The sequence below is a fragment of the Deinococcus pimensis DSM 21231 genome (genome assembly GCF_000519345.1).
GTDB lineage: Bacteria > Deinococcota > Deinococci > Deinococcales > Deinococcaceae > Deinococcus_A > Deinococcus_A pimensis.
The window spans coordinates 23,652-36,077 of the sequence record NZ_KI912680.1; the positions used below are offsets into that span (position 1 = coordinate 23,652).

At 69.2% G+C, this 12,426-nt stretch carries 11 protein-coding genes, 1 tRNA gene and 1 pseudogene; 11 read left to right on the forward strand and 2 right to left on the reverse strand.

Annotated elements, in window-relative coordinates; translation table 11 throughout:
• Positions 1-11: 11 nt before the first annotated feature.
• The 6 genes from DEIPI_RS0126895 (at position 12) to DEIPI_RS0126920 (ending at position 8,125) form a co-directional block, all read left to right on the forward strand.
• Positions 12-87 (forward strand) — tRNA-Gly (locus tag DEIPI_RS0126895).
• 94 nt (positions 88-181) lie between these two features.
• Entirely contained in the window at positions 182-1,327 is a 1,146-nt protein-coding gene (gene tgt / locus DEIPI_RS0126900) for a tRNA guanosine(34) transglycosylase Tgt (protein ID WP_027483829.1), read from the forward strand.
• Positions 1,328-1,667: 340 nt separating this feature from the next.
• Positions 1,668-4,253 carry an S-layer homology domain-containing protein gene (locus tag DEIPI_RS0126905; RefSeq protein WP_027483830.1) on the forward strand — a complete coding sequence of 862 codons (2,586 nt, stop codon included), beginning with the start codon at positions 1,668-1,670 and terminating at the stop codon, positions 4,251-4,253.
• 77 nt (positions 4,254-4,330) lie between these two features.
• A complete protein-coding gene (locus tag DEIPI_RS0126910) occupies positions 4,331-5,260 on the forward strand; it encodes a manganese-dependent inorganic pyrophosphatase (protein ID WP_027483831.1) in 930 nt (309 codons plus the stop codon).
• A gap of 47 nt (positions 5,261-5,307) precedes the next feature.
• Positions 5,308-6,516: a bifunctional folylpolyglutamate synthase/dihydrofolate synthase gene (locus DEIPI_RS0126915; RefSeq protein WP_045235329.1), complete on the forward strand. Its 1,209-nt coding sequence runs from the start codon at positions 5,308-5,310 to the stop codon at positions 6,514-6,516.
• Between the two features lie 103 nt (positions 6,517-6,619).
• The gene (locus tag DEIPI_RS0126920) at positions 6,620-8,125 is read left to right on the forward strand and encodes a carboxypeptidase M32 (RefSeq protein WP_027483833.1); all 1,506 of its coding nucleotides are present in this window, start codon (positions 6,620-6,622) and stop codon (positions 8,123-8,125) included.
• 96 nt (positions 8,126-8,221) lie between these two features.
• Here the strand turns inward: DEIPI_RS0126920 and DEIPI_RS0126925 are convergent, their stop codons facing one another.
• Positions 8,222-8,473 (reverse strand): hypothetical protein, encoded by a 252-nt coding sequence (locus tag DEIPI_RS0126925; protein WP_027483834.1) that lies wholly within the window; start codon positions 8,471-8,473, stop codon positions 8,222-8,224.
• A gap of 235 nt (positions 8,474-8,708) precedes the next feature.
• Here DEIPI_RS0126925 and DEIPI_RS0126930 point away from each other — a divergent pair, with 235 nt between their 5' ends.
• Positions 8,709-9,098, forward strand: a complete 390-nt coding sequence (locus DEIPI_RS0126930) for a helix-turn-helix domain-containing protein (protein WP_027483835.1) — start codon at positions 8,709-8,711, stop codon at positions 9,096-9,098.
• A 93-nt stretch (positions 9,099-9,191) separates the two neighbouring features.
• Positions 9,192-9,719, forward strand: a complete 528-nt coding sequence (locus DEIPI_RS0126935; protein ID WP_027483836.1) for a hypothetical protein — start codon at positions 9,192-9,194, stop codon at positions 9,717-9,719.
• Positions 9,720-9,777: 58 nt separating this feature from the next.
• On the opposite strand, the gene rocF is transcribed toward DEIPI_RS0126935, so the two are convergent.
• On the reverse strand, positions 9,778-10,662 hold the full coding sequence (rocF, locus tag DEIPI_RS0126940; protein ID WP_027483837.1) for an arginase: 885 nt from the start codon (positions 10,660-10,662) through the stop codon (positions 9,778-9,780).
• Between the two features lie 187 nt (positions 10,663-10,849).
• Here rocF and DEIPI_RS0126945 point away from each other — a divergent pair, with 187 nt between their 5' ends.
• From DEIPI_RS0126945 to DEIPI_RS40790, 3 genes and pseudogenes are all read left to right on the forward strand, one after another.
• Positions 10,850-11,440: a DUF177 domain-containing protein gene (locus DEIPI_RS0126945; RefSeq protein ID WP_027483838.1), complete on the forward strand. Its 591-nt coding sequence runs from the start codon at positions 10,850-10,852 to the stop codon at positions 11,438-11,440.
• Positions 11,441-11,566: 126 nt separating this feature from the next.
• On the forward strand, positions 11,567-12,055 hold the full coding sequence (gene moaC / locus DEIPI_RS0126950; RefSeq protein ID WP_027483839.1) for a cyclic pyranopterin monophosphate synthase MoaC: 489 nt from the start codon (positions 11,567-11,569) through the stop codon (positions 12,053-12,055).
• A 28-nt stretch (positions 12,056-12,083) separates the two neighbouring features.
• Positions 12,084-12,426 (forward strand): annotated as a pseudogene (locus DEIPI_RS40790) (hypothetical protein); the annotation flags it as partial.

The window sequence follows — 12,426 nt, forward strand, 5'->3', positions numbered from 1 at the left end:
GGAGGTTTTTTGCGGGAGTAGCTCAGCTGGTAGAGCACTACCTTGCCAAGGTAGATGTCGCGAGTTCGAATCTCGTCTCCCGCTCCACGTCAAGGTCGGGCGTTCAGGTCACCCCTGAACGCCCGACCTTCTGCTGTACCGGGATCGGCGGCGGTGTCCGTCCTTGCGCTAGATTGACCGGATGTTCGAGTTCGCCGTTCAAGCCACGTCGGGACGGGCCCGCACCGCGGACTTCCACACCCCGCACGGCACCGTTCGCACGCCGATGTTCATGCCCGTCGGCACGCAGGGCAGCGTCAAGGGGCTCAGCCCGCGGGAAGTCCTCGACGTGGGCTCCCAGATGATTCTCGCCAACACGTACCACCTGATGCTGCGGCCCGGACCTGACCTCGTCGCGCAGCACGGCGGCCTGCAGGGCTTCACGGCCTACCCGGGGCCCTTCCTGACCGACTCGGGAGGCTTCCAGGTCATGAGTCTCGGCCATATGCGGCGTATCACGGAGGAAGGCGCGACCTTCAAGAGTCACCTCGACGGTTCCCCGGTCCTGCTGACGCCCGAGCGGTCCGTCGGCGTGCAGGAAGCGCTCGGCGCGGACGTCATCATGGCGTTCGACGAGTGCCCGCCCTACCCGGCCACGCAGGAGTACGTTCGTGACAGCCTGGAGCGGACGCTGAGGTGGCTGGAACGCTCCCTGAAGTCCAAGACGCGCGACGATCAGGCGCTCTTCGCCATCGTGCAGGGGGGCGTGTTCCCCGAGCTCAGGGAACGCAGTCTGGCCGCCACGGTCGCGTTCGGGACGCCGGGCTTCGCTATAGGTGGCCTCGCGGTCGGTGAGTCGAAGGAGGAGATGTACCCGGCCATCCGGCAGACGGCCGACGGTCTGCCGGCCGCGAAGCCCCGTTACCTGATGGGCGTCGGGCATCCCGAGGATCTCGTGGCCGCCATCGGGCTCGGTGTGGACATGTTCGACTGCGTCTATCCGACCCGTACGGGCCGTTTCGGGTACGTGCTGACGGACGATGGACGGGTCAACATGAACAGCAGCGCCCCCCGGAAGCAGATGAGTCCCATCGATCCGGACTGCGACTGCTACGCCTGCCGCCATTACACGCGCGCCTACCTCGCGCACCTCGTGAAGGCAGAGGAGATGCTGGCGCCGCGCATGTTCTCCCTGCACAACATCCGTTACCTGCACCGGGTGGTCGAGCGGGCCAGAACCGCGATCGAGGAGGGACGCTACGCCGAATGGGCGCTCGAGTGGGGGCAGAGGTACTTCAAGGGCGTCATACCCGGCTGGTTCTCCAACGCCGTCTCAAGTACTTCTTAGGCTTACACACCAATTTTTCAGACTATTGTGGTTCGGGTTCGGCGAAGAAACCCGGGTGGTACGTCGTTCTTCGTCCTTGTCGGCATTTTCAGATTCAGATCATGAAGGGAAGAAGTACCGTCTGCTCTCATCTCAGGGTTGACCGTTTTCTCTTCACATGTGTATCATCACTCTGATCCAGAACGTCCGAAACTCTCACGAAGGGGAAGAGGACGTCTGGGGGCCCGAGAAGGACCGATCGACGCGCAAGGCGCAACTAGGGGAGAGGAAACCCGGCAACTCGCCCCCGAACACGCACCAGGCAGAGGGACGTCCCCAACGGGCACCGTAGGGGGTTTGTATGAAGATGAAGGCACTTCTCGCTCTGACCGCCGTGCTGTCCTTCGGGGCCGCCGCCGCCCAGGGAACGACGACGACGACCGCCACCCAGGCGCCGTCGATCACGGACGTTCCCGCCGGTCACTGGGCCAAGGACGCCGTGGACCGCCTGGTCCAGGAAGGCATCATCCTCGGTTTCCCGGACGGCACGTACCGCGGCAACCAGAACCTGACGCGCTACCAGGCCGCGATCATCATCGCCCGCGTCCTTGACCGCGTCGCGCAGAACGGCACCGCCGGCATCAGCGACGAGACCCTGACCTCGCTCCAGAACGCCGTTCAGGAGCTCGCCGCCGACCTCGCCGCCCTTGGCGTCCGCGTCTCCGATCTCGAGGAGAACGCCGCCACCAAGGAGGACATCGCCCGCATCGAGGAGCGCCTCGAGAGCCTCAACGTCCCCGGTGGGGACGGCGCGGCCGCCGGTGACCTCGCCAACCAGCTGACGGACCTCACCACCCGCGTGGACGAGCTCTCCAGCAACTACGACACGCTGCGCGCCGACGTCGACGACAACGCCAGCAGCATCGCCGCCCTCAACGACCTCACCGTCCTCCTCAACCAGGACATCCTGAGCCTTCAGGACCGCGTGAGCGCCATCGAGGCCGGCTACGTCGAGCGCACCGAGTTCGACGCCCTCGGCAACCGCGTCACCGCCAACGAGACGCGCCTCGGCGCCCTCGAGCAGGGCCGCGTGGGCGTCAGCGGCGTCCAGTTCAACATCCAGTACGGCCAGACCGGCCTGATCGCCGGCGGCACGAACTTCGACGTCGACCGCCTCACGCTCAACACCCCCCTGGGTGGCGCGTTCGGCGACGCCGACGTCACCACCGCCGACGCCGGCACGACGTTCAGCAGCAGCGGCGCCGTGTTCAGCGTCAGCGTCGGCAACATCGTCAACACCAACACCTTCAAGGTGTCGAGCGCCACGCTGGGCATCGGCTTCAGCGGCCTCTTCACCCCGGTCGCCGGTGCGGGCGCCACGCCCAACGCCCAGGACACGACCCTGTACCTGAACAACGCGACCGTCAACGGCACGCTGGGCAACAGCCCCTTCGCCCTGACCTACCAGCGCCGCTACAGCGCGTTCGCGTTCAACCCCTACTTCTTCCAGAACGACAACACCGACGGTAGCCACGGCTACCGCCGCGGCGTCGTCCTCACTGCCAACGCGGTGGACCTCCCCCTGGCGCCCAAGCTGACGGTCGCCACCGGCTACGGTGACGTGGGCGGCGGCGTCAACAGCAACTACTTCGGCATCAAGGGCGACTTCAACGTCGGCCTCGGTACCCTCGGCCTCGGCTACGCTCAGCAGAACGGCGTCGCCTCGGGTATCGGCGCGGACTTCAACCTCAACGCCTTCGGCATCGGCCTCACCGGCGCCTACGTCGCGACGATCCCCTCCAACGCGACCGGCTTCCGCAACCTCGACGCGCGCGATCAGGCGTTCTACACCAACGCCAGCTTCGCCGTCGGCCCCGTGGCCCTCAAGGCGGACTTCCGCGCCATCGATCCCGACTACGCCCTCGCGTCGACCGGCGGCCTGAACACCGACGACGACCAGTACCCCTTCGCCCCCGACCAGGTCGGCTACGGCGTGCGTGGCGACGTCACCTTCGGCATCATCAGCCTCGGCGCGTACTACGACACCAACCGCCCCTACCTCAGCACGATCACCAACGTGAACCGTGCGGGCTTCGGCGTGAACGCGGGCGTCAACAACTTCTTCCGCGGCTTCAGCCTGAACGCGTCCTTCGAGAACGCCACGCTCAACGGTACGCAGGTGACGCAGGTGACCTCGGGCGAGGACGGGGACTTCCCGAACGTCGTCCGCAACAGCGTCTACCGGAGCGCCTTCGGCGTGAGCCTCACGCACAACGGTGCCGCCGCGAACGCCCTCATCCCCGGCCTCAACATCACCGCGAGCTACCTGAACTTCTTCGATGACACCGCAGGCATTCGCGCCTACGGCCTCACGAACATCCAGGCGTACGCGGACTACACCGCCAACCTCGGCGGCGTCACGTTCCGTCCGTTCGCGCGCTACCGCACGTACGACACCGCCGCCGGCTCGGCCTACGGCACGGACTTCAGCACCGTCAAGTACGGCGCCCAGCTCTCCGCGCCCTTCACGAGCCTCCCCCTGGCCCCCACGGTCAGCGGTGGCGTGTCCAACCGCATCACCACCCCTGCGGCCGGTGCGGCCACGACGGAGCTCTACGCCAACGCGAACGTCGGCTTCGGTCAGTTCCTGACCGCCGGCACGACCTTCAGCGTCGGCTACAGCTACTACCAGGGCTACAACGTCCCCGCCGTCACGGTCGGAAGCGACAACAACGCGTTCAACGCCTCGGTCGACCCCATCTACTCGGGCGACACCGGTACCCTGAACGCCGTGACCACCGGCACCGCGAGCGGCACCGTGAACGGTGTGTACGCGCAGCTCGGCTTCAGCGGCTTCACCGCCAGCTACGGCCTCTTCAACCTGAACACCGGTGGCACCACCTCCACCATCAACGGGTTCAAGATCGGCTACAACGTCCGCTTCTAACCCAGGCAGACCCCCGAGAAACCCCCGCCTCGCGCGGGGGTTTCTCTTTGGCCGCCCGGCGTCCGTATAATCCCCGCATGACTGCCGTCTTCGGACACCTCAACCCCGACACCGACGCCATCACCTCCGCGCTGGTGTACGCCAGCTTCCTGCGCCGCACCGGCGTGGACGCCACCGCCTACCGTCTCGGCGAGCCGAACCTGGAGACGGCCTTCGTGCTGCGAGGGGCGGGCGTGGACCTCCCACCCCTGCTGACGGAGCTTCCCGCCGGGTCCAGCGTGGCCCTCGTGGACCACAACGAGTCCGCGCAGTCCCTGCCCGGCCTGCACGACCTCGCCGTGACGCACGTGGTGGATCACCACAAGCTCGGCGACCTCAGCACGAACGTGCCCGTGTACCTGCGTTTCGAGCCGGTCGGCTGCACCGCCACGATCCTCACGAAGCTCCACCGGGAGGCGAACCTCCCGATCGAACCCACGGAGGCGCGACTGCTGCTGTCGGCGGTCCTGTCGGACACGCTGCACTTCCGCAGCCCCACCACCACCGCCGAGGACCGCGAGGTCGTCGCGTACCTCGCGCAGATCGCGGGCATCACGGACGTGAGCGCCTACGCGGGCGAGATGTTCGCCGCGAAGAGCGACCTGGGCGACACGCCCGCCGCCACCATGCTCAAGATGGACTACAAGGTCTTCGAGTTCGGCGGGCGCCCCTACGGTCTCGGCGTGATCGAGACGACCAACCCGGCGTACGTGCTGGGCCGCAAGGCGGAGCTGCTTGAAGCGATGGACGCCGAGAAGGCCGCGTCGGACCTCGCGGGCGTGCTGCTGTCCGTCGTGGACATCCTCGGCGAGACGAACCGCACGCTGGTCCTGAGCGCCACCGAGGAGCGTCTCCTCACCGAGGCGTTCGGTGCGACCGTCACGGACGGCGTCGCGGACCTCGGGCACCGCATCTCCCGCAAGAAGCAGATCGTCCCGGCGCTCGAAGCGTACTTCGAGTCGAGGTGACCTCCGTCCCCGACCTCGACTGGCTGTACGCCCGTCAGCGGTTCGGGATGACGCCCGGCCTGGAGCGCACGCACGCGCTCCTCGCGCGGCTCGGGGGTCCGCAGGACGCCCTGCGGGTCGTGCTGGTCGGCGGCACGAACGGGAAGGGCTCCACGGCCGCGACGCTCGCGTCGGTCCTCGCGGCGTCCGGGGACCCCGTGGGGCTCTTCACGTCGCCGCACCTGACGCGCTTCGCGGAGCGCTTCCGGGTCGGCGTCGAAGGACCGCCCGCCGAACTGCCCACGCCCGTGGTGCTGGACGCCCTCGCGCGCGTCCGTCCGCAGGCGGAAGCCGTGGGCGCCTCCTTCTTCGAGATCGTCACGGCCCTCGGCGTGCTGCTCTTCGCCGAGGGCGGCGTGCGTACCGCCGTCATGGAGGTCGGGCTGGGCGGACGGCTCGACGCGACCAACGCCCTCGACCCGGCGCTGAGCGTCGTCACGAACGTCGGACTCGACCACACCGAGATCCTCGGGGAGACCGTCGGGCTCATCGCGGCGGAGAAGGCGGGCATCCTGCGCGAGGGGCGCGTGGCGGTGACGGGCGCGTCGGGCGAGGCGCTGGAGGTGCTGCGCGCCGCCCGCGCGGACCTGCGCGTCCTGGACGAGGACGCCCGCTTCTCGGCCCACTCGCTCGGCTGGGACGGCTGGGAGGTCACGCTGCAGGACGGGGGAGGGCAGGTGGCCTTCCGGACGCCCCTGCTGGGGCCACACGGGGCGCGCAACGCGGCCCTCGCGGCGCTGGCGGCGCGTACGCTCGGCGTGGCGCCGGGCGCGGTGGAGCGCGGCGCCCCCGGAACCGAGTGGCCCGGACGGATGGAGCTGCTGCGGGTGGGCGCCCGCACCGTGCTGCTCGACGGGGCGCACAACCCCGAGGGCGCCCGCGCGCTCGTGACGGCCCTGCGGGGCCTCGGTGTGGACCGCGTGCCGCTCGTGTTCGGCGCCGCCGCCGACAAGGACCTCTCGGGGCTCGCGGAGGCCCTCGAGGAGGTCGCGTCGGAGGTGGTCCTCACCCGCGCCGAGCTCTCGCCGCGCGCCGCCGACCCGCACGCGTTGGCGGGGCTGTGGCGGGTCCCCACGCGTGTCGCGGCGACGCCGGGTGAGGCGCTCTCGCTGCTTCCGGAGGGGCTGTCCGTCGTGGCGGGCAGCCTGTACCTCGTCGGGGAGGTCCGGCCCCTGCTGCTCGGCGAGCGCGCCGAGGGCCGCGAGCGCTGGCAGTGAGAACCGCGCGTGGTGCACGGACGCCGCGCATCGGCCAGAACGCCTAGGAACGCGGGGCGGTCCAGGTCGGGCCGTCCGGCGTTCCACGCTGATAGCTTGAGGCATGAACAGCCTGGAAGAACTGCGGGTCCTGCTGGGTCAGGCCCACGACCTGAACGCCGCCGCGAGTCTCCTCTCGTGGGACCAGGAGACGATGATGCCCGAGGAGGGCGCGCGCGTGCGCGGCCTGCAGATGGCGACCGTCGCGAGCCTCGCGCACGAGCGCTTCACGTCGCCGCGCATCGAGGCGCTCCTCGCGGAACTGGAGGCGGGCTCGCCCGACCCGGAGACGGTGGACGGCGCGCTCGTGCGGGTCACGCGTCGCGACTACGACCGCGCCACGAAGATCCCGAGCGAGTTCGTCGAGGAGCGCACCCGCGCGCAGAACGAGGCGCACCACGCCTGGGTGGAGGCGCGGCGCGAGTCGGACTTCGCGCGTTTCGCGCCGCACCTGGAGAAGATGTTCGACCTCGCGCGGCGCTACGCGGACCTCGTCGGGTACGACGATCATCCCTACGACGCCCTCATCGACGACTACGAGCCCGAGGCGCGCGTCTCGGAGATCCGCTCGGTCTTCGCGGACCTGCGTGAACGGACCCAGCCCCTGCTGCGCGCGATCGTCGCGGCGGGCGACGCGACGGACTACGGCCTGCTCACGCGGGAATTCCCGGTGGACGTACAGCGGGCCTTCGCGCTGGAGGTGGCGGCGGACCTGGGACTCAGGCCGGGGTTCTCGCGGCTGGACGTGAGCGCGCATCCCTTCCAGACGAACTTCAGTCGCAGCGACGTGCGTGTCACGACGCGCTTCGACCCGCACTACTTCCCGATGAGCCTGTTCGGGACGTGGCACGAGACGGGGCACGGCATGTACGAGCGCGGCGTCGCGCCCGAGCTGGAGCGCACGCCCCTCTCGGCGGGCGCGAGTCTCGGGGTGCACGAGAGCCAGTCGCGGATGTTCGAGAACCTCGTGGGCCGCTCGCGCGCCTTCTGGCAGCATTACTTCCCCCGCTTCCGCGAGCTCTTCCCGGACGCGCTCGCGGACGTGGACGCCGAGGCGGTGTACCGCGCCGTGAACCGCGTGCAGCCGAGCCTCATCCGCGTGGAGGCGGACGAGGTGACGTACAACTTCCACATCATGCTGCGCTTCGAGCTGGAGGTGGCGCTGCTGGAGGGCAGGTTGCGGGTGTCGGAGCTGCCGGAGGCGTGGAACGCCCGCATGGCCGAGGATCTCGGCGTGACGCCCGGGAACGACGCGGAGGGCGTGCTGCAGGACATCCACTGGTCGGCGGGCCTGATCGGGTACTTCCCGACGTACAGCCTCGGGAACCTGCTGAGCGTGCAGCTGCTGGAGGCCGCGAAGGCGCAGGACCCGGCGGTGGGCGCGGGCCTGACGTCCGGGCAGTACGGGCCGCTGCTGGAGTGGCTGCGGACGAACGTGCATCGGTACGGGCGGCGCTTCAGCCCGCGCGAGCTGACCCTGCGCGCGACGGGTCGTCCGCTCTCGGCGGACGCGTACGTGACGTACCTCACGGAGAAGTACTCGGACGTGTACGGCCTGAAGCTCGACTGAGGCGCGTGGACGCTCGCGCGTGGGCGTGGCCCGCGTCGGACGAGGACAACGAGAACGGCGCCCGATTGTTCGGGCGCCGTTCTGTCGGAGGTGTGGTCAGACGGCCTGGCGGCGTTCGGCGTGCGCGATGAGGTAGGCGCGGGTGGCGTCGCGCCAGGCGCGGGCGAGGCCGCTGTGGGGGTGCTCGCGTTCGCGCAGGGCTTCCTCGCTGCGGCTGAGGTGCCGTTCGACGCGGCGCAGGGCGGCGGCGCCGCCTTCGTTCTCGATCTCGATGAGGGTGTTGATGACCATGGTGGGGTGGACCTTGCCAACCTTGATGGTATGTGCGATGGTTTCAAGTGCTCGCATACGTCCTCCTCGGCTAAAACCTGCTCTTGATTACGATCATAACAGATCGGTACGGGAATGGCAACAACGCTTTCGTCCATTCTGTCTTGACCCAACTGGACGGCAGTGTTACACTCCAAGTAACGGTGGGGGATTCTGTAGATACCAAACCCCACCATGGCGAAGCGAAACGCGCTTCCCGACGTGTCACACGACACCCGAGAAGCGAGCCGTCGCCGCAGCCAAGGAGGTGAGCATGAAACTTCACGAACGGTTGCGTGAACTGCGCAGCGAGCGCGGGCTGCGGCTCAAGGACGTCGCGGAAACCGCCGGCATCAGCGTGCCGTACCTCAGCGACCTGGAGCGCGGGCGCACCAACCCCAGCCTCGAAACCCTCCAGACCCTCGCCGCGGCCTACAGCATCACGGTCCACGACCTGCTCGAATCCGTCGAGTTCTACGGCATCTCCACCGAGGGCGCCCTGCCCAAGGGCCTCTCCGACCTCGTCAACGACCCCGTCCTCGGCGCGCAGCTCACGCCCGACTGGGTCCGCACGCTCGCCCGCATCGAACTGCGCGGCAAGCGCCCGCGCGACAAGGGCGACTGGTACGAGATCTTCCTGCATCTCAAGCGCATCCTCGACTGAGGAACGCATCCGTGAGGAGGGAGGCCACATCTGCGGCCTCCCTCCTCGCCTCTTGCACCTATCCTTCTTGGGAGAACGCTCAAGGAGATCATAATGAAGACCCCTGCCCTGCTCACGCTTCCCCTCGCCCTGCTGCTGGGTGCCTGCGCGCCCTCCGTCACCGGAGGAAGCGCCCAGACCCCCTCCAGCCTGGACGTCGACGATCCCGTCAATATCCGCCCCGGCGAGAGCCTCTACGTGGCCCACACGTACCCCGCGCCCTACTTCGGCATCGACAACGCCCGCATGGGCGAGTTCGTCCCCGTCAACTTCGACGACTCGGACTCCCTGGGCCGGGTCCGCAATGTCAGCAAGGACATCGTCTGGTTCGAGAACGTCACGACCGACGCGCCCGCGGGCTGGACGGTGTCCCTCAACCGCACCGTCGCGGAGCGCGAGATGATCAAGACCGAGACGGTCGGGAGCACCACCAAGGTCAACTTCTACAACCGACTCAAGCTCGTCTACAAGGTGGCCGTCCCCGCCGACGCTCCCGTGGGGCCGCAGGCCATCAAGGTCGTCGTCACCGACCGCGCCGGCGTCAAGAAGACCCTCCCGCTCCTGCTCAACGTCGTGAAGTGAGTCCGAACGGGCGAGGGGCGAGGGAACACCCTCGCCCCTCGCCCGTTCGGCGTGCGCGTCACATGATGCGCTTGCCGAGCAGGCTCTCCGCCATCCCCACCATCACGTGCGCCGTCTGGTTCTGCGTGTCGAGCGCCGGGTTGACCTCCACGATGTCCATGGACGTCACACGCCCGCTCTCGGAGAGCAGCTCCATCAGCAGGTGCGCCTCCCGGTACGTCAGGCCGCCCGGCACGGGCGTCCCCACGCCCGGCGCGATGGAGGGATCGAGCGCGTCCGCGTCGAAGGACACGTGCAGGCGCGGCAGACCCCCGAGCCGTTCGAGCGTCTCCTCCGCGATGCGGGACATGCCGAGCTGATCCACCTCCTTCATGGTGTAGACCGTGATGCCGTGCTCCCGCACGAGGTCACGCTCGCGGCGGTCCACGCTGCGGATCCCGATCATCACGATGTCCTCCGGACGGACGTTCCAGTCCCCGCCGAGATGCGCGAGACGCTCCTCGCCGAGGCCCACGAGGTGCGCGACGGGCATCCCGTGGATGTTGCCGCTGGGGCTGGACGCGGGCGTGTTGAAGTCCGTGTGCGCGTCCACCCAGATCAGACCCGTCCGCTCCCCGCGCGACGCGCCCACCACGGTCCCCACGCTGACGCTGTGGTCGCCGCCGAGGCTGATGGGGAAGGTCCCGGCAGGCAGGTCGCGCAGGCGCTCCGCCGCGCTCGCGCAGGCGCCCAGGATCGTCTCCAGGAAGATCAGGCCGGTCTCCTCGTGCTTGTCGACCGTCTCCGCGACGGGCACCGGCACGTCCCCGAGATCACGGACGACGTGCCCGAGGTTGCGCAGCGCCCGCGAGAGGCGGGCGTTGCGCAGCGCGCTCGGCCCCATGTCGACGCCGCGGCGGCCCGCGCCGAGGTCCATCGGAATACCCAGTACGGCAATGTCCATGCACGGAGCCTATCAGGCGCCAAACGCTATGCCACACGCTGAATCATTATGTCTATCCAGGCCGCTCCCGTGCATATGCGTGAAGTCCTTCACGCATATGCATCCCCTGTCCATACAACTTCCGCGCCCCGCGCCCATTGAGACCCCATGCGGAATGCCCCCCACGACCGCGCCGTATCATACGGAGATGACCGATTCCGCTCCCACCATCAACCTTTCGAGCCTGCTGCGCTCGCTCGGCGACACCAGCGTGAGCGGAGAGCTCACCTCGCTGCGCTACGAGCAGGGCGGCGAGCAGCACACGCTGGAATTCACCGAGCCCGCCCCCTACAAGGTCGAGGTCCACACCATCGGCGGCGACGGCGAGTTCTGGCTCTCCGGCCGCTTCCGCCCCACCCTGCAGATGGAGTGCGCCCGCTGCCTGCGCCCCGTGTCGGTCCCGCTCGACCTCGAACTCGGCACGCTGCTGCGCTACGACCCCGCCACCGTCACCCCGCACCTCGAGGAGACCGAGGAGGGCGAGGAGCACCTCGTGTTCGGCCTGCCCTCGCTCGACCTCAGCGACTTCCTCGCGGAGACCACCATCGTCGAGGCGCCCCTGAGCGTCCTGCACGACCCCGACTGCAAGGGCCTGTGCCAGGTCTGCGGGCAGGACCTCAACGAGGGCACCTGCGAGCACGCCGCCCGCGTGCCCGTCGTGGAGCCCGACCAGATCACCCTGGAGCGCGAGGAGTCCCCCTTCGCCGCGCTGCGTGGGCTCGACCTCCCCGACAACTGAGGTTGTAGAGACGCGTCGACGGCCCAGGCATAAGGACCGGACCGCTCCGGTCCGTACGACGCCCAAAGCTCGGCGGCCACTTCCCGCCCACCCCTCGCCAGGTGGGCGGTCTGCCATACTTCTCGCATGACCGACGAGCCCGCCCTCACCCACTTCCGCGACGGCCAGCCCCGCATGGTCGACGTGAGCGACAAGCGTGACACCGCCCGCGAGGCGACCGCCGAGGCCTGGGTGCGGCTCCCGCCGGAGGCCCGCGCCGCCCTCGTGGGCGGCGCGAACCGCAAGGGAGACCCCCTGAGCGTCGCGCGGCTCGCGGCGATCGCGGGCGTGAAGCGCACCTCGGACCTCGTGCTGCTGTGCCACCCGCTGCCCATCTCCGGGGTGGACGTCGGCGTCACGCTGGAGGAGGGCGGCGTGCACGTCACCGCGACCGTGCGGACGGTGGGTCCCACGGGCGTGGAGATGGAGGCCCTGACCGCCGTGACCGTCGCGGCCCTCAACGTGTACGACATGCTCAAGGCGGCCAGCAAGGCCATCGAGATCACGGACGTGCGGCTCCTCGCCAAGAGCGGCGGCAAGAGCGGCGACTACCGCCGGGACGCGGGGGAAGGCTGACGCGGGGCGCGGTTGCTACACTGTCCCCGTGAAGGTCGGTCTGCTCGACACGCTGGGCTCGCGCTATCTGCGCTTCTGGGAGCCCTACCTGCAGGACCTCGGCGTCGAGGTCCTGCGTCCCACCCTCTCCAAGGACGAGGCGTACCGCCTGGGTCAGGAGAGCCTCGTCGGGGAACCTCCCTACGTCCAGCTGGCGCTGGGACGCATCCTCGAACTGCAGCGCGCGGACGTCGTGCTGCTCCCCCAGCTCGAGGGCGTCGGCGGCGACCCCTGGGGCGACGCCCTCCCGGACGTGCTGCGCCGCCGCGTGAGCAGTCTCCCCACCCTGACGTCCGTCCCCGCCGTGGGGGACGCGGCCGCCGCGGCCGCGG